This is a genomic window from Rhodoligotrophos defluvii (genome assembly GCF_005281615.1).
GTDB lineage: Bacteria > Pseudomonadota > Alphaproteobacteria > Rhizobiales > Im1 > Rhodoligotrophos > Rhodoligotrophos defluvii.
Window position 1 is genome coordinate 716,792 of the sequence record NZ_SZZM01000001.1, and the last position, 23,490, is coordinate 740,281.

Annotated in this window: 19 protein-coding genes; 3 read left to right on the forward strand and 16 right to left on the reverse strand. The window is 64.4% G+C overall.

Features of this window, described 5'->3' with window-relative positions:
* Positions 1 to 3 precede the first annotated feature (3 nt).
* The 13 genes from folP to ruvC form a co-directional block, all read right to left on the reverse strand.
* Positions 4 to 996, reverse strand: a complete 993-nt coding sequence (folP, locus tag E4P09_RS03410) for a dihydropteroate synthase (protein ID WP_137388158.1) — start codon at positions 994 to 996, stop codon at positions 4 to 6.
* A 279-nt stretch (positions 997 to 1,275) separates the two neighbouring features.
* Positions 1,276 to 3,201, reverse strand: coding sequence for an ATP-dependent zinc metalloprotease FtsH (gene ftsH, locus E4P09_RS03415; RefSeq protein ID WP_137388159.1), 1,926 nt, complete (start codon positions 3,199 to 3,201; stop codon positions 1,276 to 1,278).
* Positions 3,202 to 3,345: 144 nt separating this feature from the next.
* Positions 3,346 to 4,713, reverse strand: coding sequence for a tRNA lysidine(34) synthetase TilS (gene tilS / locus E4P09_RS03420; protein WP_137388160.1), 1,368 nt, complete (start codon positions 4,711 to 4,713; stop codon positions 3,346 to 3,348).
* Positions 4,664 to 5,938, reverse strand: coding sequence for a tol-pal system protein YbgF (gene ybgF / locus E4P09_RS03425; protein ID WP_137388161.1), 1,275 nt, complete (start codon positions 5,936 to 5,938; stop codon positions 4,664 to 4,666). Before ybgF ends, tilS begins: the two co-directional genes overlap by 50 nt.
* Positions 5,939 to 6,108: 170 nt before the next feature.
* Positions 6,109 to 6,606, reverse strand: coding sequence for a peptidoglycan-associated lipoprotein Pal (gene pal / locus E4P09_RS03430; RefSeq protein WP_137389218.1), 498 nt, complete (start codon positions 6,604 to 6,606; stop codon positions 6,109 to 6,111).
* A 191-nt stretch (positions 6,607 to 6,797) separates the two neighbouring features.
* Positions 6,798 to 8,105: a Tol-Pal system beta propeller repeat protein TolB gene (gene tolB, locus E4P09_RS03435; RefSeq protein ID WP_428977696.1), complete on the reverse strand. Its 1,308-nt coding sequence runs from the start codon at positions 8,103 to 8,105 to the stop codon at positions 6,798 to 6,800.
* A gap of 60 nt (positions 8,106 to 8,165) precedes the next feature.
* Positions 8,166 to 9,110 (reverse strand): hypothetical protein, encoded by a 945-nt coding sequence (locus E4P09_RS03440; RefSeq protein WP_137388163.1) that lies wholly within the window; start codon positions 9,108 to 9,110, stop codon positions 8,166 to 8,168.
* Between the two features lie 7 nt (positions 9,111 to 9,117).
* Positions 9,118 to 9,573: a protein TolR gene (gene tolR, locus E4P09_RS03445; protein WP_137388164.1), complete on the reverse strand. Its 456-nt coding sequence runs from the start codon at positions 9,571 to 9,573 to the stop codon at positions 9,118 to 9,120.
* Between the two features lie 38 nt (positions 9,574 to 9,611).
* On the reverse strand, positions 9,612 to 10,319 hold the full coding sequence (tolQ, locus tag E4P09_RS03450; protein WP_137388165.1) for a protein TolQ: 708 nt from the start codon (positions 10,317 to 10,319) through the stop codon (positions 9,612 to 9,614).
* Positions 10,320 to 10,587: 268 nt separating this feature from the next.
* Positions 10,588 to 11,049 (reverse strand): tol-pal system-associated acyl-CoA thioesterase, encoded by a 462-nt coding sequence (ybgC, locus tag E4P09_RS03455; protein ID WP_137388166.1) that lies wholly within the window; start codon positions 11,047 to 11,049, stop codon positions 10,588 to 10,590.
* Positions 11,039 to 12,088: a Holliday junction branch migration DNA helicase RuvB gene (gene ruvB / locus E4P09_RS03460; protein ID WP_137388167.1), complete on the reverse strand. Its 1,050-nt coding sequence runs from the start codon at positions 12,086 to 12,088 to the stop codon at positions 11,039 to 11,041. Before ruvB ends, ybgC begins: the two co-directional genes overlap by 11 nt.
* Positions 12,085 to 12,705, reverse strand: coding sequence for a Holliday junction branch migration protein RuvA (gene ruvA / locus E4P09_RS03465; protein WP_137388168.1), 621 nt, complete (start codon positions 12,703 to 12,705; stop codon positions 12,085 to 12,087). The genes ruvB and ruvA overlap by 4 nt, the downstream gene beginning before the upstream one ends.
* A gap of 27 nt (positions 12,706 to 12,732) precedes the next feature.
* Entirely contained in the window at positions 12,733 to 13,251 is a 519-nt protein-coding gene (gene ruvC, locus E4P09_RS03470; protein WP_137388169.1) for a crossover junction endodeoxyribonuclease RuvC, read from the reverse strand.
* A 142-nt stretch (positions 13,252 to 13,393) separates the two neighbouring features.
* On the opposite strand from ruvC, the gene E4P09_RS03475 reads away from it, so the two are divergent.
* Entirely contained in the window at positions 13,394 to 14,005 is a 612-nt protein-coding gene (locus E4P09_RS03475; protein WP_137388170.1) for a LysE family translocator, read from the forward strand.
* Positions 14,006 to 14,090: 85 nt separating this feature from the next.
* Here E4P09_RS03475 and E4P09_RS03480 read toward each other — a convergent pair whose 3' ends face one another.
* From E4P09_RS03480 to E4P09_RS03490, 3 genes are all read right to left on the reverse strand, one after another.
* Positions 14,091 to 15,707 (reverse strand): peptidoglycan L,D-endopeptidase MepK, encoded by a 1,617-nt coding sequence (locus tag E4P09_RS03480; RefSeq protein WP_137388171.1) that lies wholly within the window; start codon positions 15,705 to 15,707, stop codon positions 14,091 to 14,093.
* 475 nt (positions 15,708 to 16,182) lie between these two features.
* Entirely contained in the window at positions 16,183 to 18,096 is a 1,914-nt protein-coding gene (locus E4P09_RS03485; protein WP_137388172.1) for a L,D-transpeptidase family protein, read from the reverse strand.
* Between the two features lie 355 nt (positions 18,097 to 18,451).
* Positions 18,452 to 19,963 (reverse strand): sigma-54-dependent transcriptional regulator, encoded by a 1,512-nt coding sequence (locus E4P09_RS03490; protein ID WP_137388173.1) that lies wholly within the window; start codon positions 19,961 to 19,963, stop codon positions 18,452 to 18,454.
* 311 nt (positions 19,964 to 20,274) lie between these two features.
* Here E4P09_RS03490 and E4P09_RS03495 point away from each other — a divergent pair, with 311 nt between their 5' ends.
* Positions 20,275 to 22,104 carry a M3 family oligoendopeptidase gene (locus E4P09_RS03495; protein ID WP_137388174.1) on the forward strand — a complete coding sequence of 610 codons (1,830 nt, stop codon included), beginning with the start codon at positions 20,275 to 20,277 and terminating at the stop codon, positions 22,102 to 22,104.
* Positions 22,101 to 23,477, forward strand: coding sequence for an ABC1 kinase family protein (locus tag E4P09_RS03500; RefSeq protein WP_137388175.1), 1,377 nt, complete (start codon positions 22,101 to 22,103; stop codon positions 23,475 to 23,477). Before E4P09_RS03495 ends, E4P09_RS03500 begins: the two co-directional genes overlap by 4 nt.
* The last annotated feature ends 13 nt before the right edge of the window (positions 23,478 to 23,490 follow it).

Genomic DNA, 23,490 nt, shown 5'->3' on the forward strand with positions numbered 1-23,490 from the left:
CCCTCATGCGGCAGCATCGGCCTCGATTATTCTACGCCATACTGCAATGGACTGCACCGTTTCGCGGACATCGTGCACCCGCACGATCTGCACACCTTGCTGCACGCCGGCCATGGCGGCGGCGACAGACCCCATGACCCTGCTGCGCGCCTCGGTCTCGCCGGTGACCTTGCCGATAAAGCCCTTGCGAGAGGCGCCCAGCAGCAGCGGCACACCCAACCCGTGAAACAGGCTGAGCTGCGCCATCAGCTGCAGGTTGTGCTGATGGGTCTTGCCGAAGCCGATGCCGGGATCGGCAATGACCCGTGACCGCGGGATACCAGCCCCTTCGGCTTCCGCAATGCGCCGGGCCAGGACATCGAATATGTCGAGCGCCACGTCGTCATAACGCGGGTCGATTTGCATGGTCTTCGGCGTACCCTGGGCATGCATGAGAATGACGGGCGCCCCGGTCTCCACCACAGCCGCGGTCGCACCGGGATCATGCTGCAGGGCGGAGACATCGTTGATGATCGAAGCCCCCGCGGCAACGGCGCGGCGCATGACCGATGCCTTGCGCGTATCGATCGAGACCGGCAGACCGAGCGGCCGCACCCCCTCGACCACCGGCAGCACGCGCCGGGCTTCCTCCTCCTCCGGCACGTCGTCGGCGCCGGGCCGGGTCGACTCTCCACCGATGTCCAGTATGTCGGCGCCCGCCTCGGCCAAATGGCGGGCGTGATCTATGGCAGCCTGCGACTGGGAGAACAGGTTGCCATCGGAAAAGCTGTCGGGCGTCACGTTGACGATCCCCATGACCAGGGGCCAGGCGAAATCGAGGCCCGCGATCGCCGGGCGCGGTGTGGTCAGGGCTTGCAAGATTGCGCGAACGGTGCTCTCGGTCGACCGAGCCATTTCATCGGCGGGAAACATTCGGGCAGCGCTGCGGCGCGAGGCTCCCGCGCGCTCGATGAGCTCGACCAGAGAGAAGGCCGCGGGCCCTCCGGCGAGCCGCATGGCGGCGCCTGCTGCCACGGCCGCGGCTGCTTCTGCACCGTATACGAGCCCGGCTGGCCTCAGGTAAACGGATGCCCCCACATCGCCTCCACGAATGCTCGGGTCCTTGAAATGCGAAGGAGCCGGAAACGAAAATTCCCGGCTCCACCACTAAGACCACGAATTGTAACGAGACCGTTGCTCGACCTCAACCCTGGCGGTTTCATGACTTCCATCGTGTTAAGATGCGGAAGCCGTGAACCGGGCGTCAGGCATCATCGGGCATGCATGCCAAAAGGGCTACGCCTGCGGCTGCGGCTCGAACTCGCCGGGCGCAGTGCCCGCATCCCCACGCCGGCCGCTGCCGGCCGACGGTACCGCCGATTTCGGCGGCACGGGGTCTTCCTTGATGGAGGTGTCGCGCACCGGCGGCTTGCCGTTCAGCAAGTCCTTGATCTCCTCGCCGGTGAGGGTCTCGTATTCGAGCAGGCCGTTGGCGATCACATGCAGCTGATCGATGTTCTTCTCCAGGATGTCCTTGGCCATCCTGTAGCCTTCATCCACCAGCTTGTAGATCTCGGCATCGACGATGCGCTGGGTCTCCTCCGATAGGTTCTGGGTGCGCGCCACCGAATGACCGAGGAACACTTCCTCCTCGTTGTCGCCATAGGCCAGCGGGCCCAGCCTCTCGCTCATCCCATATTGGGTGACCATGGCCCGCGCCATCTGGGTGGCCATCTTGATGTCCGACGATGCGCCCGAGGTGACCTTGTCGTGCCCAAAGATGAGCTCTTCGGCCACGCGCCCGCCCATGGCCACCGCGAGGTCCGCCTTGAATTTGCTGCGGGTCACCGACAGGTGGTCCCGTTCCGGTAGCCGCATCACCATGCCCAGCGCGCGGCCGCGCGGGATGATGGTGGCCTTGTGCACCGGGTCGGACGCATCGAGGTTCATCGCCACCAGGGCATGTCCGCCTTCGTGATAGGCGGTGAGCTTCTTTTCCTCTTCGGTCATCATCATCGACCGGCGCTCGGCGCCCATCAGCACCTTGTCCTTGGCGTCCTCGAATTCGAGCTGTGTGACCAGCCGCTTGCCGCGGCGGGCCGCCATCAGCGCCGCCTCGTTGACCAGGTTGGCAAGATCCGCGCCGGAGAAGCCCGGCGTGCCGCGCGCGATGGTCTTGGGGTCCACATCGGGCGCCAGTGGCACATTGCGCATATGCACCTTCAGGATCTTCTCGCGGCCGACGATATCCGGGCGCGGCACCACGATCTGCCGGTCGAATCGGCCGGGACGCAACAGTGCCGGGTCTAGCACGTCCGGCCGGTTGGTGGCAGCGATCAGGATCACGCCCTCGTTGGCCTCGAAGCCGTCCATTTCCACCAGCAGCTGGTTTAGGGTCTGCTCGCGCTCGTCGTTGCCGCCGCCGAGCCCCGCGCCACGGTGGCGGCCCACCGCGTCGATTTCATCGATGAAGATGATGCAGGGCGCGTTCTTCTTCGCCTGCTCGAACATGTCGCGCACGCGGGATGCGCCCACGCCCACGAACATCTCGACGAAATCGGAGCCGGAAATCGTGAAGAACGGCACATTTGCCTCGCCGGCGATCGCGCGGGCGAGCAAGGTCTTGCCGGTTCCGGGCGGGCCCACTAGCAGCGCGCCCTTGGGAATACGGCCGCCAAGGCGCTGGAACTTGTGCGGATCCTTCAGGAACTCGACGATCTCCTCCAGGTCCTCCTTGGCCTCATCGACGCCGGCGACGTCGTCGAAGGTGATGCGGCCGTGCCGCTCCGTCAGAAGCTTCGCCTTGGATTTGCCGAAGCCCATGGCCTTGCCGCCGCCCGACTGCATCTGGCGCATGAAGAACACCCAGACCGCAATCATCAGCAGGATCGGGAACCAGGAGATGAACACATTGAGCAGGAAACTGTCGTCAGCCGGAGCCTTGACGCTGATGCCCACATTCTGCTTGCGCAGCTCGGAAATCAGGTTCGGATCGTTCGGCGCTTGCGTCGTATAGGTGCGCCCGTCCGTATATGTGCTGATGATCGTATCGCCCGCGATTTGCACCTCGCGCACCTTGCCGGCATCCACGTCGTTCAGCAGCTGCGAATAGGCCACATCGGTGGATGCTGTCCGCTGCCCCGGTGCCTGGAACAGCTGGAACAGCGCGAACAGCAACAGGGCGATGATGACCCAGACAGCGAAATTTCGAAAATTGTTCACGGATACCTCGCCAAGGTCGGTCTGACGTGAGCAGCCAAGAGCGCGCAGTCTCCGAGGCTCGAAGTCAGTTCCGAGCTAACATAGGAACACCGCCACGCTTTGCCAAGCGCCACAAACTGCCGCGCTTAAGGAAGAATTCCTGGGCTATAGCGGTTCCCCGGAAAACCGTTCGACCAATCGGGCCGGCATGAGCTCCTTTCCCACGAAGTGGAGAGACAGGTCCGGCTTGTCCAGGCGCGCACCGAGATAAGGCACGAGCACCTCGCCACCGCGGCGGATTGCGGGCAAGGTGCGGCCGATGAAGGCCGGAATGGCTGCGAGCTCGGTCCTTGCGGCGCGCAGCCGTGGCCAGTCCACTGCTCCGACCGCGCCGATGGTAGCTTCGGCGTCAACCGCGGATGAGAGCACGACCCGCAAGCGGTTGTCCCAGATCATGCCGTCGGCCAGCGGGTGCCGCGCCTGGTCCATGCGCCCCCATTCCCGCACCACGTACAAGCGGTCGTTGCGGGTGACGAGACGGCAGCCGCCGGCGGTGCGGTCGAGATCGCATCCCCGGGTCAGCCGCCCCGCCATATCGGCCAGTGATTCATAGCGCAGGGGATAGGTCCGCCCGCCGATCACCTTCACCGCCCGCTCCAGCACCCGGCGCACGATTTCGCGCGGAACATCCTGCAAGGCCGCTCGCTCCACGAGAGCAAAGCCGCCTCCATGCAAGGTGCAAGACCGCGCAATCAGCTCATCGGTGAAATGATCCAGCGCACAGGCCGCATCGCGCAACCGCGCCGCTGTCCGGGCGAGGCTCTGCGGCGTCACGCCAACTTCGGCGAAATCGGCGAGCTTGCGCCGAATGCGCACCCGCTCGAACCGCTCATCCTCATTGCTGGGGTCATCGATGAACGGCACACCGCGCGCCGTCAGCGCGTGCCGCAGCGCAGGGCGCGATAAGTCGAGCAGGGGCCGTAGCAGCGTCACCCCGTCCAGCTCGCTGGCGGCCGCCATTCCGGCCAAACCGTCGACGCCACTGCCATGGGCCAGACGCATCAGCATGGTCTCGGCCTGGTCGTCTCCAGTATGGCCGGTCACGAGGCAGGCCGCACCGTGGCGCCGGCACCAGTCCACCAGCAGCCGATAGCGCGCATCGCGTGCTGCGGCCTGAATACCGGTGGCCGGCTTCTCGCCGCGCCAGGGCAGGATGCGATGCGGCAGCCCGAGGGCTTCAGCTTGGCTCGCCACCACGCGGGCTTCCCCGGCCGAGGCTGGACGCAGCCCATGGTCGATGGTCAAGACGATGACTTCCGGCCGAGACTCGCCCGCTTCGGCATTGGACAGCCAGGCCGCAACCATATGCATGAGCGCCGTGCTGTCCGCGCCGCCGGACACGGCAAGAGCAACGTGCGAAAACGGGAGTAGCGGCGCAAAACGAGGGATGAGATTGGCCGGCGCGAACAGGTGCGCCGAGGCGTCAGACGCAACCGGCCTTCTTGCTCTCCTGGGTCGCACGCTTGATGGCATCCTTGGCGCTGGGGAAGGCCCGGCTGACCTGCTCGAACGCAGCACAGGCCTGATCCTTCTGGCCGAGCTTGCCAAGGCTGACGGCGAGGCCGATCAGGCTGTCGGGCGCCTTCCGGCCCTTCTTGTAGTTCTGATATCCCTTGAGGAACTCGCCGGCCGCAGCCTTGTAGTCGCCCTGCGCCGCATAAGTCTCGCCGAGCCAGTATTGGGCATTACCCGCCAGCTCGTTCCCCGCATAGCGCTGCAGGAAGGCGCGGAAGCGCTGCTCCGCCTCGCCGTAGCGCTTGTTGGCGAAACTGTCATAGGCCTCTTCATAGAGCTTGTCCGGTCCGCCACCGGTCGTGGTCAGTGCGGCCTCCTGACGCGGCGCCGCATCCGCTGCGGAAGCAGCAGGCGGCGCGCTAGTGCCGGCCTGCTCGGAGGCAATCGGCGGCGCCAGGCCGTTATCGTTGAGTTGCCCGCGCTCGACCGGCTCGGGCACGAGGCTACCCGCTTGGTCATATCCAGCCTGGCCGTGGGGCTGCTGACCGTAAACAGGAGCGGCGCTGCCATAGGCACCCTGAACCGTGCCATAGCTGTTCTGCAATCCGTTGGTCAGATTGACCGGGCCGCCACCCGTGCCGCCCCCCGCGGACGGATCGGGCACGCGCGCCTCTATCGGGTCGGCCGGAATGGTCCCGAGCACCTGCGGCCCCGGCGCCTGCTGCGCGCTCCCGGCACCATACCCCGCCCCCGGGCCGGCGACCCGCGTGCGCCCCGGATCAAGACTGGGGTCCTGCACGACAGACGAAGCCAGCTGCTCGAGACCACCTTCCAAATAGGACGGCGCCAGCTGTGTCGGCTGGCCCTGGCCTGCGCTGCCGCCAATGCTGCCCGTGGTCATCGCATCGCCCGAGGAGCCGCCCGAAGCCATGCGCCGGTTGCCCGGCTCTCGAATGCTGCCGGACCGCCCACCCTTCTCGAGCTGCTGGAAGCGGAATTCCGAATCGTCCTGCAAGCGCCGGATCTGATCCTGCAGCACCTGGATCTGGCGGCTGGTCTCCTGAACCTGCCCGGCCAGCATCCGCATCTGCTCCTGCAGCTGTCCCATCTGCAGATTGAGATTGGCAACTGCGGAGGCATCGTAGGACTGCGCCGCAGCCGGCCCTGCCGACATCGCGGTGCAGCCGATCGCTACGGCAACCGCAGCAGCCCGAATGCGCCTGTCGAATGCCCAAGCCGTCACGATATTCTCCCGATTTGCCTGAAGCCCCAGCTTAACGCAGCGATAGTACCGCTACAATACTTGGACAGTCCTTCGCAAAGGCGGAGAAAATGAGGCGAGCGGGCAATTGCTGCCCGCTCCCGCACAAATGGCTGCCAACCCACCAGGCCGATAGCCCGCCCGATCGCCACCTAGCCGGACACAGCGCCCGACATGATGACGGTGACCGCGCGGCGGTTCTGCGACCAGCACGCTTCGGCGTCGCACAGCGCCACCGGCCGCTCCTTGCCGTAGGAAATGGTCGAGATGCGATTCGGCGCGATGCCCTGGGCCACGAGGAAGTCGCGTACATTGGCCGCACGGCGTGCTGAAAGCGCCAAGTTGTATTCGCGGGTGCCGCGCTCGTCCGCGTGTCCTTCGACCTGCACCGTGACATTGGGATAGAGCTTCAGCCACTGAGCCTGCCGACGCAGGGTTTCCATATTCTCCTGGCTGAGAGTGCTCACGTCGTTGGGGAAGAACACGCGGTCGCCGACATTCACCGTGAAGTCCCGCTCGGAGCCCGGCACGGCCCGCCCTGCCATAGCCGCCGCCGATGGGTCCGTCGGATTGTTGCTCTTGGAGCATGCGGCCAAGGCCAGCAATGCGACACCTATCACTGCAACCTTCGAGGCTGCGATCCAACGCATCATGACTTAGTTCCTACCCAAAGAATACCGCCAGCATCGTGCTGAACCCGGACCTTCTCCGAGCGATCCCGTCCGCACTCCGCTTTGGCCGTCCTGCTTCCCGCGCTCTCCACCCGATTGGCTCGGTGGCAGCTTTTCCTTTGCCCGCCCAGGCGCCCCGCATGAAGAATATGGTTAATACTGCCCCCACATCACTTGAGCAAGGGTGACCACGCCGGATCAGATGCAAAATTCGGCGTTTGCAACTGCAGCTCGTTGTAGCCGGTTAAGTCCACTGTCCAGATCTTGGGCCCGCCGCCTTCGCCCTGGCTCTCGCGGAAGAACATCAGGACCCGCCCGTTCGGCGCCCATGTCGGACCCTCATTGTGGTAGCCTTCGGTTAATATTCTCTCACCAGAGCCATCCGGACGCATGACACCGATGAGGAACTTGCCGCTCATCTGCTTGGTGAAGGCGATGAGATCGCCGCGCGGCGACCACACCGGCGTCGAGTAGCGGCCCTGCCCGAAGCTGATGCGCCGCTGGCCGGATCCGTCCGCGTCCATCACATAGATTTGCTGCGAGCCTTCCCGGTCTGATTCGAACACGATCTGGCTGCCGTCGGGCGAATAGCTGGGGCCCGTGTCGATCGCGTTGGTATTCGTGATCTGCTGCACCTGCTTGCTGCGCAGGTCCATGGCGTAGATATGCGAGTTGCCGCCTTCCTGCAGGCTCAGCACGATGCGCTGGCCATCCGGCGAGAAGCGCGGCGCGAAAGCCATGTTCGGAAACACCCCGACGATCTCGCGCTGATTCGTCTCGATGTTCAGCAGGTAGACCCGCGGCTGGCCGCCCGCATAGGACACATAGGTGATCTCCTGCGCATTCGGGCTGAACCGCGGCGTGAGCACCAGGTCGCTGCCATCGGTGAGATAGCGCAGATTGGCCCCGTCCTGGTCCATCAGCGCCAGCTTCTTCACGCGGCGATCCTTGCGGCCGCTTTCTTCCACGAACACAACCCGGCTGTCGAAATAGCCCTTCTCGCCGGTGAGCCGCTCGTAGATCGCGTCCGCGATCATGTGGCCGATGCGGCGCCAGTTGCGCGGGGTGGTCACGAATTGCAGCCCGAGCATCTGCTGTTGGGCGAACACGTCCCACAGGCGGAACTCCGCGCGCAAGCGGCCGTCCGGGAGCACGGTGGTGCGGCCGGTGACCAGCGCCTGCGCCTGGATGATCCGCCAGTCGCCGAAGCGAGGCGGCTGATCGAAATTCGTGATCTGCTCAATGAACGCAGAGGCCGGAATCGACTTGAACAGGGCCGACCGCTCGAGATCGCCCGTCACCACCTGCGCGATGTCGGCGCCATATTTCTGCGCCTCTGGGGTTGCTCCCACGAAATCCGGTAAGGCAATGGGCAACGGCTGCGGCTGGCCCTGCGTGATGTCCAGCTCCAGCACCGCGTGCGCCGGCGTGCTGGCCGCCAGCAGCAGCCACGGTGCAATCACCATGGCCAGCAACATGGCAGCCGTCTTCCTGAGCAGGTCGCTCTTTGGTTGGGGCATCGCTTCGCTCTTCTTGGATCAGCTCGGGAACATATGGCTTGGATCGAAATTCAGGATAACGTCCCGCCAGCTATCGTATTTTTCCTGAGGCATCTGATAGGGTTGGCAGCGCAGAACCGCGCGCACCGCGGCATCTGCTGCCACTTGGAACAAGGGTGAGCTGCCGGTGTTCGTCACAACCGGGTCGCCGGCCACGGTCCCGTCGATGTTGAACCCGATCCGCAGCTTCACCACGAGATTGGGCGCGTCCATGACCCCCGTCGGCGGGTTCCAGCAGCGCTGGATCTGGCTGCGCAGCCACTCCCGCTCGTCGGCGGTGATGGCGTTGTCGCTGCCGATCATGCTGGTCTGCTGAGCCTTCAGCGGTGTTCCCGATTCAGCCGGTACTTCCTGGGCCGCGCTCACCTCGTCGGGAATTTTGTTCAGCAGAGCGGCAATGTCGTCCGGATTGAACTCGCGCTCCGGCTTCTTTTTATCCGCCACTTTGGGGGCGGGAGGCTTCGGCTTCGCCTTGGGCTTGGGTGCCGGTTGCGCCTCCGCCTTCTTGTCCGGCGCCTTCTGTGGCACGGGCTCGGGGTCCGGTGAAACGGCCGGCGGCTGCGGCTCCGGCTCGGCCGGCTTGGGCGGCGCTTCTGCCTCGGCCTGCTTCACCGGCTCGGGCTCCGGTTGCGGGTCGGGCGCCGGTGGCTTTGCCGCCTCGGTGGGCTCGGGCTTGGGTTCGGGCTTGGGCTTCGCCTTCTCAACCTCTTCTTTGGGCTTGGGTGGCGCAACCTTCTCCGCCGGCTTGTCCGGCGCGTCCTTGCTGACCGCCTGCCGTTTCGAAATGTCGCTCAGGGTCACCAGCTCCACCGGGACGGCCGGCGGCATCGCCTCGTCCAGCGTCTTCCCGGTCGGCAAGGCGATGACGCAGGCCAGCAACACCGCCACATGCAGGATGAAGGATGTGGTGACGCTCCAGCGCATCGCCCGGTCAGCTCCCACTCTCCGGTTCGTTGACGAGGCCGATACGCTTGAACCCCGCCGCGCTCAGCGAGCCCATGACCCGCGCAACGGTTCCGTAGTCGACGTTCTTGTCACCCCGGACGTAGATCCGCTCATCATAGCCCTGATTGGTTATCGCTTCCAATTTCGGCACCAGTGTGTCGAGGGTAATCTCGGTATCCTGCAGGAAGATCTTGCCGTTGGCATCGATGGAGACGGTGAGCGGCTCCTTGTCGCCTTCGAGCGGATTGCCGCTGGTTTCCGGCAGTTCCACCGGCACGCCCACCGTCAGCATCGGCGCCGCGACCATGAAGATGATCAGCAGCACCAGCATTACGTCGACCAGCGGGGTGACGTTGATCTCGCTCATCGGCGCATGCGACGAGCGACGGCGCCGGCCATTCCGTCGCAAGCCGCCATTGTTCATCTGAACGCCTGCACCCATACGCGCTTGCCCCTCGGGTTAGCGAATAAGTCCGCTCATCAGCTGCGCTCGTCCAGCTGCCGGGAGATGATTGCCGAGAACTCGTCGGCGAAGTTCTCGAGCCGCGCGGCAATCTTGCCCATCTCGTTGCTGAGCTTGTTGTAGAATATCACCGCGGGAATGGCCGCGATCAGACCAATGGCTGTGGCAAATAGCGCTTCCGCGATACCCGGCGCCACCACCGCCAGGTTGGTGTTCTTGCTGGCCGCAATCGCCTGGAACGAGCTCATGATGCCCCATACGGTACCGAACAGGCCGATGAACGGCGCCGTGGACCCCACGGTCGCCAAGAACAGGAGCCGGCTTTCCAGCCGCGACATCTCCTTCTGCAGCTGCACGTCCATCACCTTCTCGATGCGCTTCTGCACGCCGTGGAAGCCGGCGCGGATCGCGCTTTCCTGGCTGCGCTTCCACTCCCGCATCGCCGCCATGAACAGGGCCGCGGCCCCGTGATTGTTGCGAGGACCGAGGGTGAGATAGAGGTCCTCCAGCGACTGCCCCGACCAGAACATCTGCTCGAAGCGGTCGATGGCCCGCTTTGTCCGGGCGACCAGTGCATATTTCTCGAAGACGATGGCCCAGGTCCAGATCGAAGCAGCGATCAAACCCAACATCACGATCTTGACGACAATATGCGCCTGCCAAAACAGGGCGAGCAGCGAGTAATCAGCATGCTGCGCGGCGCTTTGAGCGAGCTCCACTTCCATTCACTTCCTCGGATTTAGACCGGAACGCATGCCCGAGGCTTGCGCTGGCGCCTCCGCAGGCATGGTTAATGCACCAAGCCCTTCAAACTTGTCCAAACTGCGGCGCATGAACATTCTGCCCGACCTCCGCCGCTGGACAGCGGCAAGATAACCATCCGTGTCACAGAAGCAGGACATGGTTAAGAAGCGATTTACCGCAAATGCAAAAGAAGATGGACGGAGGAGAAATCAGCGCCTCAGCAACGGTTTGCACCGGGCTGGAGCATGATCATGAAAGGCTGTCCAACAGCTGCTGCGGAAGCCGGCGGGGTCGCCCGCGGCGGTCCACCACCGCCACCGTCACGGTGAGCACGAACAGGCGCTCCTCTCCCCGCAGGATCGTCTGTGAAAGCGTGAGGCGGGCTCTGGTTAACGCCACGGCATCCGTCACCACCTCCAGCACATCGTCCATCACCGCAGGCTTCAGGAAATCCGCCGTGAGCCTGCGCACCACGAACCCGAGCCCTCCTCCAGCGCCCTCTTCTCGCTCCATCAATTCATGGTGATGCAGGCCGATGAGCCGCAGCCAATCCGACCGGGCACGCTCGCAGAATTTCAGGTAATTGGCGTGGTAGACGAAGCCGGAGAAGTCCGTGTCCTCGTAGTAGACCCGGATCGGGAGCCGGTGCCGTCCGCCCTCGAGACGGCCGGCCAGATCCGGCCAGCGCTCATCGCTCGGCTTAGGAGGCATCCCCGTCGTCCTCCACGAACAGGTCCGTCTGTGCCGTCGTGAGCCGGCCGGGTACCGCCAACCCCAGGTGAGCGAACGCATGCGGTGTCAGCACCCGCCCGCGCGGCGTGCGGTTCACGAAACCCTGCTGGATGAGGAACGGCTCGATGATGTCCTCGATCGCATCCCGCGGCTCGCTCAGCGAGGCGGCCACCGTCTCGATCCCCACCGGCCCGCCGCCGAAATTCATCGCGATGCATTCGAGATAGCGCCGATCGAGCATGTCGAGACCGCGCTTGTCCACTTCCAGCATCTGCAAGGCATCGTCGGCGGCTTTGGTGTCGATCCGCTCGATCCCCGCCACATTGGCGAAATCCCGCACACGGCGCAGCAGCCGGCCGGCAATGCGCGGCGTCCCCCGCGAGCGGCGGGCAATCTCGCGGGCACCGCTCTCGGTCATGGCCACGCCCAGCACCCGTGCGCCGCGGCTGACGATCCCGAGCAGCTCGTCCTCAGTATAGAAATCGAGCCGGATGGGAATGCCGAACCGATCGCGCAGAGGCGTGGTCAAGAGCCCTGAGCGCGTGGTGGCGCCGATCAATGTGAACCGGGCCAGGTCGATGCGCACCGACCGCGCGGCCGGTCCCTCGCCGATGATCAGGTCGAGCTGGAAGTCCTCCATGGCGGGGTAGAGGATTTCCTCGACCGCCGGACTTAGCCGATGGATCTCGTCGATGAACAGCACGTCGCGCTCTTCGAGATTGGTGAGCAGCGCCGCAAGATCGCCCGCCTTGGCGATCACCGGACCGGACGTCGCGCGGAAATTGACGCCGAGCTCACGGGCCACGATCTGCGCCAGCGTGGTCTTGCCGAGCCCCGGCGGACCGGCGAACAGCACATGGTCCAACGCCTCCCCCCGGGAACACGCCGCCTCGATGAACACGCGCAAATTCGCCTTCGCCCGGCTCTGGCCGACGAAGTCCTCGAGCTTGAGCGGACGCAGGCTGCCCTCGCCTGCGTCTTCGTCCCGTTCGGCGCGGTCGACGAGACGTGCATTCATGTGGCCAACTCCCGAAGCGCTGCGCGGATGAGCTGCTCGGTACGCGCCTCATCGCCCAGCTTGGCCATGGCGCTAGCAACCGCCTGGCCGGCCTGCACTTGGGCATAGCCCAGATTGACCAGCGCCGAAACCGCTTCGCTTGCCGCAGCGCCGCCGGCAATATTAGCCTCCGCCGCGGCTTGCAGACGGGCGAGGCCGGGGTCGGCGAGCACCAGAGCCGGTCCCTTGTCCTTGAGCTCGCTCACAATGCGCTGGGCAACCTTGGGGCCGATGCCCGGCGCGCGAGCGATGGAGGCCTTGTCTTGCATGGCAACCGCATTGGCAAGCTCCGTCGGACTCAGGGTGGAGAGCAAAGCCAGCGCCACCCGGGTGCCGACCCCCTGCACCGATTGCAGCAGCCGGAACCACTCCCGTTCCGTGGCCGTGGTGAAGCCGAACAACCGGATCATGTCCTCACGCACGTAAGTTTCGATCGCGAGCGTCGCCGGCTCACCCGGCCGCGGCAAGCCGGCGAGCGTCTTGGCCGAGCAGCTCACCTGATAGCCTACCCCCTGGACATCGATGATGACCCAGTCTTCGCCGAAGCTGTCCACCACGCCCCTGAGCTTGCCGATCATGCACGCATCATCCTACCGAGAGGCTTTTCACACGCTGGCCCCCGCCAAGCGCCGCGCCCCATAGGCGCTGCGGTGATGGGCATGAGTAATCGCCACCGCCAGGGCATCGGCCGCATCGGCGCCCGTCACCCTGCAGCGGGCGAGCAGCAGCTGCACCATCTCGTGTACCTGCGTCTTCTCCGCATGGCCCGCCCCCACGATCGCCTTCTTCACCGCGTTGGGCGCGTATTCGGAAACCGCAATGCCCGCCGAGGCCGGCACCAGCAGGGCGACCGCGCGCGCATGGCCCAGCTTAAGGGTGGCTCGTGCGTCCTTGTTGACGAACGTCTCCTCCACCGCTGCCTCGTGCGGCTGCCATTCCCGGATGATGGCGGTCAATTGGCCGTGCAGGTCAAGCAGCCGCTCGGCCAGCGATGCCTTGTCGTCCACCTTCAGCGTGCCGTGGGCGATGTGGCTGAGCCGGCTGCCGCATTGCTCTATGATGCCCCATCCGGTCCGTCTCAGGCCCGGATCGATGCCGATGATGCGAATCGCCAACTGCGCCATGCAGGATCAATAGCGCAAAGGCAGGGTTGGCCAAAGCCGTTCCGGATGCCGTCCAATTCCGAGGCCCTCGGCGCCCTTGACCTGGCGCAGCCCGAGGCGGAAAGTGCCTCCGTAACCTCCACATGCGGGAAGGACGCCATCCATGGAGCTGACTGCGCTGCTGATTTTCGCCGGCGCCCTCGTCATTTCCGCGGGATCGCCGGGGCCTAGCATCGCCGCCCTGGTCGCGCGGGTGCTGGCGCGGGGTCCGCGCGACGTCCTGCCGTTTCTGGCAGCCATGTGGGTGGGAGAGGCGATCTGGCTGTCTCTGGCCGTGTGGGGGCTATCGGCCATCGCTCAGACCTTCCACCTCGTCTTCGTGGTGATCAAGTGGGCTGGCGTCGCCTACCTCATGTATCTCGCCTGGAGGATGTGGATCGCTCCCGCCAAGCTGGCAGATGGCGAGGTACCCGAGCGCGCCTCCCCGATCAGGATGTTTGCGGCCGGCATGGCGGTGACCCTGGGCAACCCGAAGATCATGATGTTCTACATGGCCCTGCTGCCGACCATTATCGATCTGCACAACCTGTCGGTTCTCGGCTGGCTCGAGCTCACCGCGACCATGATGCTGGTGCTGATCCTGATCGACTTGGCCTGGGTGGTCCTTGCCGCCCGCGCGCGGCTGCTTCTGAAGAGCCCGCGCGCCGTCCGCATCGCCAACCGTTGCAGCGCCGGGCTCATGGCCGGCGCCGCCACCGCCATCGCCACCAAATAGAACCCTACGATCACCCCTTGGCCGCAAACGCGAACCATCCCTCCCCGGCACGCCGGGAAGGGATGAACTGTGGAGAGTGACAGGCTTATTCCTGGAACGACAGGGGCTGCGGCTCGTCCGAACGCATCCGGGCCATGGTCACCATGGGATTGGGCTGGCTCAGATCTACGGCATAGCTGTCCATCCGCGGCCCCTTGGCCGCGCCGTTGATCGTGGTCTGCTGATGCCGCGACATGAGCAAGTTGCCCTTGTCCGCACGGTTGATGACCGGGCCGCCGGACTGCGCCTGTCCATCATCCGTAACCGGCACCGTCTCCGGGTCGAACGGCAGGAACAGCCGGGTCAGCTCGCTCAGCACTGGTGGCAGGAACGAGAACTCGCCCTTCTCCGCCGTGGGCGCCTCCAAGGTCACCGTCGAGGTGGTGGCGGGCTCGTTCAAGCCCAACTCCTTCGAGGCGTTCGAGTTGAAGAAATGAGGCTTCAGAGAGAACTTGAGGTTCTGTTCCTTCCAGAACGCCTCCGGCGTCACGCTGGCCTGCACGGCGCCAATACCGAGCGGGCGCGACATGGCACCGGTCATGGGATGGCCGCCGGAGCCGAGCGAGGTCTTGCCTTCGCCAGAGAAGGGTCGAGCAAACGACTGCCGCTCAGGTGGCGGCGCAGAGGCGGGCTCCACCTGCACGCTTCCGGGCTGGCTCGACTGCGGCTTCACGCTCGCCGAAATGGTGGGCGTGGAGATCGGACCGCTCGGGGCCGCGTCGGGCTTTGCGGTCGGCACGACGGGCACGGCAGGCTCCGCCGGTGCACCAGACGCAGCAGGTGCCGGCGCCGGCTCGGCCGGAGCGCTTTGCGCCACGGTCGTCTCAACCGGTTGCGGGGCCGGTTCTGCCGGTTCCGGGGTTGCCAGCTTCGGCTTGCTCCGCGGCAGAGGCACGTCCGGAACCACAGCGCTCTTCGCCGGCGCACTCTCCGGCTTTGCCTCTTCCGCAGCCGGTGCGGTCTCGGCGATATCGGCAGGGGCGGACTGGATGGGCGCCGTCACTGGCGTAGCCAGCTGTGTGCTCTGCGATGACCCCGTGAGCTTCGAGATCAAGGACGCCAGCGTGCCGGTGCTCTGGGTTCCATCCTCGTCCTCGGCCGTCATCACCGGCTCGGACCGCTTCTGCGGACCGCGCGGCGCATTCTTCATGATCGCGGCGAATTCCTGCTTCGGTATGGCCGGCCAGTGGCGCACACGTCCGGTGTCGACATGCACGAACCCCAACGGGCCGGACCGCGGATAATAGCCGACGCCGCCGATCTGTCGCACGAGAGCCGAATTGCGAAGCTTCTTCGTCGGCACGTCCGGGAAGTAAATGTCCATAGCCTGTCCGCGGCTATGCATGCTCTTCCTCGCGACGTTGCGGCCGATCTTCCTCAGCATCGCGTTCGTCGCCTCATTGCGATAGCCGCAGATCACATGCACCGGCTTCTTGGAGCCAAGCTCCTGGTGCAGCTCCCACACGAGATCGATCACTTCTGGATCGATCTTGATGACCTCGTTCCTCCGCCAATCGCGCAGGAAGTGGTTGAGCTGACGAAGGGCTGAGGGGATGTAGCGGCCATCCTTCTTGTAGGTGACCGTCAGGCTCTCCTTGGTGTGAACCATGTAAAGGGAAAGGGTGCGCGTGTCGTCCACAGCATTCAGCTGGTTGACAGGCATTGACAGCACCCCAACGGTGCCAATAGCAGCAAACAAACAGGCTACGGCCAAGCGTCGTGCTTTTGATCGCAAAGAGCTGTTCCGTCTCGTTTGATAGGACGCGTAAAACGCCACAACGTTTACCGGGAACCCCGCTAGAGGCTGTATTCCCCGCTCCTCTTAAGGGCAATCATTACCCGCCGACGCCGATGAGCACAAGAGGTAGGCGATCCAAGCTCCCCCGAGCCCCATTACGTGAGACGGCTGCTATCGCGTGTCAGTTTGCGGCGGCCATGATTAAGGATGGGTTAATGCAAACCCAGAAATCCCAAAGGATCTGGTGAGCCCTGCTTCACCAGATCTGAACAGTTCTAGATTGCACACAGCTGCATCAGTAAAAAATAACTAAAATTGCCAAGAATAGAGAAATCCCGCAGGAAACTCAACCAGTTAGCAGAAATATAGAGGCCGAATGTCGCAGAAGTTGCATTTAGCCCTATTGCAGTGAAACGAGGCCGCCCTGCATGGCCTTCGCCAGCTTCGCATCGCGTCCATAGATGTCGTTGTAATAGCGGATGGACCCATCGCTGTCTGGCCAGGCCGTCATGTAGACCAAATGCACATCAACCCTGTGCTTCAGCCGCACGCCGTTGTTCTTCCCGGTCGCAATGGCCTTGGCGATCTGCTCGGCGGTCCAGCCGTCGCGCGAAAGCAGTACCTCCGCCAGCCGGCGCGGATCTTGAACGCGCACACAGCCATGGCTGAAGTCGCGCTCAGCCCTGCTGAACAGTCCCTTCGAGGGCGTATCGTGCAGATAGACCGCATGACTGTTCGGGAACAGGAACTTCATTTCGCCCAAGGCGTTCGCCCGCCCCGGAGGCTGCCGCACGCTTGCCACCGGCGTCCGCTCCGAATACTTGCGCCAGTCGATCGAAGCGGAGTTCACGACCCGGCTGCGCGTATTGAGCACCTCATAGCCGCTGCGCGTGAGATAGCCGGGATCACGCCGAAGCCTCGGCAGCATTTCGTTGGCCACGATCGAGCGCGGCACGTACCAGTACGGGTTGAACTCGATCGTCTCCATGACGTCGCTGAACGCCGGCGTCTGGTTGGTCTGGGTGCCTATCACCACCCGAGCCCGATGGATCTCGGCGCCGTCCTCGACTACGCTGACCTCGAACGCTGGCTGGTTCACCAGCACATACCGATCGCCGAGCTCGCGCGGCAGCCAACGCGCCCGTTCCATGTTCAACAGCAGCTTCTGGATCTTGGCAGCGTGGGACGTGCTGTTGAAGGCAGCCACCGTGCGCTTGCCGACGATGCCGTCGGGCTTGAGGCCTTCCCGCTTCTGGAAAGCCTTGATGCCGTCCATGACTTCCTGGTCATAGAGCATCGGGTCCACAGGCGGTGTTCCGGTCGGGCCAACCGGTGCCGCGTTCGCATCGGCGCTGGCCACCACAACGCCGGCGAGGGACCCCCGTCCGCTGCCGGCGGCGCCGCCAGCCTCGATGGGATCCGGCCTGATGGTCGACAGCCGGTCTATGGCGACGTCGTCCTCGTGCGTCAGATTGGTCGATGGTCCGTCGGCAGGGGCCGATGCCTCGGTGATCGTGATGTGGCTGTCGAGCAGTCCGAGCGAGGCCAGGCGGATTCTCAGATTGGGCACCCGCTCGTCCCGCATGCCGAGTGTAATCACCGATCCTGGCTCGAGCTGCGGCAGCGACGCAACGGCAGCCTCGCTCGCGCGCAGCCGGTGCAGCTCGGCCTTGAGGGCTTGGTAGGCGGCAGTCGTCGGATGCAGCGATGCCAGGTAGCTGCCGGGCTGTTTGGCCTGGTTCAGCTCGGCGAGCATTTCCTCCGGCGCGAGCTTCGGCGGCTTCAGATCGTTGAAGCGCGTGATCTTGTTCGGCTCGATGCGGCCGCTCCTCGCATGGCGCGCATATTTCAGGGCAGCAGCCGTGACCTCGAGGTCAAGCCTGGCAAGCGCCTTCGGGCTCGTCACGAGCCGGGTGCCGTCATCCCCGAAGCTGCTGAGGGAAGCCGGCAAATAGTCCTGCGCGTTGAGGCCCTCCTCGTCTGCCGAAGCCATGACGGAGAGCATGTCGCGGGCACGCTGGTTCAATCCCCTGACGCCCACCCATGCCGGGATGTAGTCGCGCGCCTTGTAGTAGGCCAGGATCGCGCTCCGCTCTTCCGATGTCACGCGAAGGGCCGGCAGGCTATCGTCGCTCAGCTGCGCGAGGATGGCGTCCGAAACAGGATCGCCCAGCTTCACCTTGGCGAGATCGACGTCCTTGAGTGGCACCAGCGGGGCCGGCATGTAGACGGTGATGTCCGAGGAAGAGCCTGCGGAAGGCTCGCCATCCGGATCGATGTTTTCCTCGCGCCGCGGCTGCTGCCGCCGGGTCACGCGCGACGTTGCTCTCTGCGACCGGACGTTTTGCGCAGGCCGAGCCCGCGATTGAACAGCAAGCTGGGGCCCGGCCCATCCCGAGCTGCGGGAGACGAGCGATCCGCTGGGGCGCTGGCTGCCCGCCTGGAATGCCTGCTCGAACCAGTTGCGGCCTGCGAAGTTCTGGCTGCGGACAGCCTCTGCCGATGCTTCGGTATTTTGCCATGCCGCGAGAATCGTGCACGCCAATATACTGAGCCTGAGGGCGGCTTTAGTCACAACATTCCTCCGCTGACTGGCCCGAGCGACGCTAGACGCCGGTCATGGCGCCCGCAATATGCTCAAGCTCTACCATGCGAAAACAAACTAACTGTTACATTTTAGCTTCGAGCCCGAGGTCGCGGATCTTGCGATAGAGCGTCGAACGCCCGATTCCAAGCTTGCGCGCAACCTCGGACATCTGGCCGCGATAGCGCTGCATGGCGAGACGGATCATGTCGGCCTCCACTTCCTCGAGCTTCCGGATGTGGCCGCCCGAGGTGACGGCCGGAATGCCGAGCGGCACGCCCGCTCCCGCGATCTGGTCGGAAGAGCCGGCTGCAGGATCGCCGGCAGCAGCCGGCCCTTGCAGCGGTGCGGTGGGACTGGGCGCCGGTGCCCGTGCCGGCGCGGGAGCAGGTGGAATCCGGGCCGCATAGCCCCCCACCTGGGGCGCGATCTGCGGGAAGTCATTCACCTCCAGTGTGTCACCCTCGCAGAGCACGATCGCGCGGAACACCGCGTTTTCGAGCTGCCGCACATTTCCAGGCCACGAGTAGCTTTGCAGCATGTTGAGCGCCGTCGGTGATATGCCGCGGATCTTGCGTCCTTCCTCGGCGGCAAAGCGCACGATGAAGTGCTCGACCAGCGGCGGGATGTCCTCGAGCCGCTCACGGAGCGGCGGCACGTTTATGGGGAAAACGTTCAACCGGTAATAAAGATCCTCGCGGAATGTGCCCCGCTTGACCATGTCGATCAGGTTGCGGTTCGTGGCGGAGATCAGCCGGATGTTCACCTTCACGGGCTTGCGGGCGCCGACCGGATCGATCTCGCCCTCCTGGATCGCGCGCAGCAGCTTCACCTGGATGTCGGCCGGCAGCTCGCCGACTTCATCCAAGAACAGGGTGCCGCCGTCCGCTTCCTGGAACTTGCCGATGTGCTTCTGCACGGCTCCGGTGAACGCGCCCTTCTCGTGGCCGAACAGGATGCTCTCCACCAGGTTTTCGGGGATCGCCCCGCAATTGACGGTCACGAACGGCTTGCCGCGCCGGTCGCTCTCCCCTTGGATGGCGCGAGCGATCATCTCCTTGCCCACGCCGCTTTCCCCTTCGATGAGAATGGGGATGTTCGACGCGGCGGCGCGTCGGCCGAGCCGCGCGACCGCACTCATGGCGGGGCTCTCGGCAATCAGCGAGTCGAACGTGAGCTGACCTGATGCGCGTGCATTCAGGCGCTTCACCTCCTCGGTCAGCGCATTCACCTTCAACAGGTTTTGAATGGAGACCTTCAGCCGCTCCGGATTGACCGGCTTCACCACGAAATCGTCCGCGCCGGCCCGCATCGCCTTGACGACCGTTTCGATCGAACCGTGCGACGTCTGGACGATGACGGGGAGGTCTTTGCGGTGAGCCCCGAGATAGTCCAGAACCTGCATGCCGTCCACGTCCGGCATCACCAGATCAAGGATCATCAGGCCGACTTCCTTGCCTTTCGCACCGGCGAGAAAGTCGAGTGCTTCCTGGCCCCCCTGTACTGTATAAGGCTCATACCCGAACCGGCGGATCAGCTCCTGGAGAATACGTTGCTGCGTCGGATCGTCATCGACAATAAGAACCGCCTGCGCCATGTTTTCTGCATTCCTGAGGCGCCCCCCGAGGGTGCCGTTCAGCCATGTGGCTAATTACATGTTCGTGGTCCCCACAGCGCGGCACGCTGCAGGTATACTGTTTATTTGTACTGCTACACGGCCATATTATTAGATCTCGGATATGACCCCGAAAAGGTTTAAAGGGTTACAGGCTTAACGGATCCCCAAGCCCAGCCGTCCCTACCCACCTCGCATGGCCGGCTTGTCTCCTAAGCTCGGGCGCCACATATGGCTCTTGTTCCGGGACGAAACACCTGCTGAGCTCCTTTTCCCATTTGAGAGGCATCGATATGACAAGCTCGATTTCAGCGGAAGGGACCGCGGGCAATGCACTTACCGACCTGCCCGAATGGAACCTCGACGATCTCTATCCCGGTCCGGATTCGGTGGAGCTCAAGCGCGACCTCGAAACCGCCTCCGCTGACGTCAAGGCTTTTGCGGATCGCTACCGCGGTAAGATCGTGGAGCATGCCGGCAAATCGGACGGAGGAGCCTATCTCCATGGCGCCATCCGCGACTACGAAGAGCTGAACGATCGCCTCGGGCGCATTGGCGCCTTCGCGACCCTCTACTATGTCGGCGACACGACCGATCCCAAGCGCGCCAAGACCTATGGCGATCTCACCGATCGGCTCAACCGCATCACCACGGATCTGATCTTCTTCACGCTCGAGCTCAATCGCATCGACGAGCCCACGCTGGAAACGGCGTTGGACGATCCTGGCCTTGCCCGTTATCGGCCCTGGCTGCGCGAGCTGCGCAAGTGTCGTCCTCACCAGCTCGACGATCAGGCCGAGACCCTGTTCCACGAGCTGGAGCAGACCGGCGCCGGCGCCTGGAACCGGCTGTTCGACGAGACCATGGCCAGCCTGACATTCGACGTGGATGGCGAGACCCTGAGGCTCGAGCCCACGCTCAATCTGCTCATGAGTCCGGACGAGGACAGGCGTCGGGCGGCCGCTGAGGCGCTGGCCAAGACATTTCGGGAAAATCTGCGGATCTTCACCCTGGTCACCAACACGCTGGCCAAGGACAAGGAGATCTCGGACCGCTGGCGCAAATTCGAGGACATTGCCGATAGCAGGCACTTGTCTAACAGTGTCGAACGCGACGTCGTCGACGCACTGGTGTCCTCCGTGCAGGCGGCCTATGCCCGGCTGTCGCATCGCTACTACCGGATGAAGGCCAAATGGCTCGGCAAGGACAAGCTTGCGTATTGGGACCGCAATGCGCCGTTGCCTTACGAGGAAACCCGGATGATCGGCTGGGACGAGGCGCAGCGCACCGTGCTCGAAGCCTATCAGGACTTCGCGCCGGCCTTGGCCGACACGGCCCGGCTGTTCTTCGACAAGCCTTGGATTGATGCGCCGGTTCGCCCCGGCAAGGCGCCGGGGGCCTTTGCCCACCCGACCGTGCCGAGCGCCCATCCCTATGTGCTTCTGAACTACCAGGGTAAGCAGCGCGACGTGATGACCCTGGCCCATGAGCTCGGCCACGGCGTGCACCAGGTTCTTGCCGCCCGGCAGGGATTGCTGCTCTCGCAGACGCCCCTGACCCTCGCCGAAACCGCGAGCGTGTTCGGCGAGATGCTCACCTTTCGCAAGCTGCTCGCCCAGACGAAAGACCCGCACAAGCGCAAGGCGCTGCTGGCCTCCAAGGTCGAGGACATGTTGAACACGGTCGTCCGCCAGATCGCCTTCTACACCTTCGAGCGTAAGGTCCACACCGAGCGCCGCGAGGGCGAGCTGACGGCCGATCGCCTGGGCGAGATCTGGTTGGAGGTCCAGCGGGAAAGCTTAGGCGATGCCTTTACCTTCGGCCCGGGCTACGAGACGTTCTGGACCTATATTCCCCATTTTATCCACTCGCCCTTCTACGTCTACGCCTATGCCTTCGGCGATTGCCTGGTCAATTCGCTCTACGCCCTTTACGAGGAGGCGCATGAGGGCTTCGTTGAGAAATATCTTGCTATGCTCGAAGCGGGCGGATCGAAGCATCACACGGAGCTGCTGGCGCCGTTCGGGCTGAATGCGGCGGATCCCGCCTTCTGGAACAAGGGCCTGGCCATGATCGAGCGGTTGATCGACGAGCTCGAAGCCGTGGACGAGGGAACGCGGTGAGCGAGCGCCGGGACGAGGAAGCCAATCGTTTGACCGGGCGCGTCGCTCGTTACGCCCGGGTCGGCACCAATGTCGGCGCGGTGGCGGCGCGGTTGGCGAGCGCCCAGCTGCTGGGCCGCAGCCGTGACGATGCGAGCAATGCGCGCCTGTTCCGGGAAGCGCTTGGCAACCTCCGCGGTCCCCTCATGAAGCTGGCGCAGATGCTGTCGACCATTCCCGACGCTCTGCCCGCGGAATACGCGATCGAGCTGGCGCAGCTCCAGTCGAATGCCCCGCCCATGGGCTGGCCCTTCGTCCGCCGCCGCATGGCGGCCGAGCTAGGGCCCGATTGGCTTTCGCGCTTTGCAACCTTCGAGCGGGAGGCGGCGGCTGCCGCCTCGCTCGGTCAGGTGCACCGGGCCTCCACCAAGGAGGGCGAGCTCGTCGCCTGCAAGCTGCAATATCCCGAGATGCAGTCTGCCGTGGAGGCTGACCTCCAGCAGCTCAAATTCATCCTGGCGCTGCATCGGCGCATGGATCCGGCCATCGATACGACGGAGATTGGCGAGGAGATTGCCGCGCGGCTGCGCGAGGAGCTGGACTATCGGCGCGAGGCGAAGAACATCGCGCTCTATGCCGAGATGCTCGCGCCCTATCCGACCATCCGCGTGCCGAAGGTGCATGACACGCTCTCAACCCGCCGTCTGCTCACCATGACCTGGCTCGAGGGCAAGCCCATCCTCTATTTCACGCAGCATAGCCTTGCGGCCCGCAATCTGCTGGGGCGGCACCTGTTCGACGCGTGGTGGCAGCCGTTCTGCCACTACGGCGCCATCCACGGCGACCCGCATCTCGGCAACTACACGGCCGTGGTCGACGCAAAGGATCAGCCCCAGGGCCTCAACCTCCTGGATTATGGCTGCATCCGGCTCTTCCATCCGCGTTTTGTGGCCGGCGTGGTCGATCTCTATCACGGACTGATGGCCAATGATCGCGACCGCATCGTCCACGCCTATGAGACCTGGGGGTTCGTCGGCCTGTCCAACGAACTGATCGAGGCGCTCAATATCTGGGCCCGCTTCATCTATGGTCCGCTCATGGAGGACCGGGTGAGGCCGATCGCCGAAGGCGTGGCCCCCGGCCAGTATGGCCGCAGGGAAGCCTTCGCTGTGCACCGCACATTGAAGGAACGCGGCCCGGTCAAAGTGCCGCGGGAATTCGTGTTCATGGACCGCGCCGCCATCGGGCTGGGTTCGGTGCTGATCCACCTGCGCGCGGAACTCAATTTCCATCAGCTGTTCAAGGGCGCCATCGAGCGGTTCCGTCTTGAGGACGTTGCCAAGCGCCAGGCCGCCGCCTTCACCCGCGCGGGCATCGACGTTCCTGCAGCATGATTTTCTGTGCGGT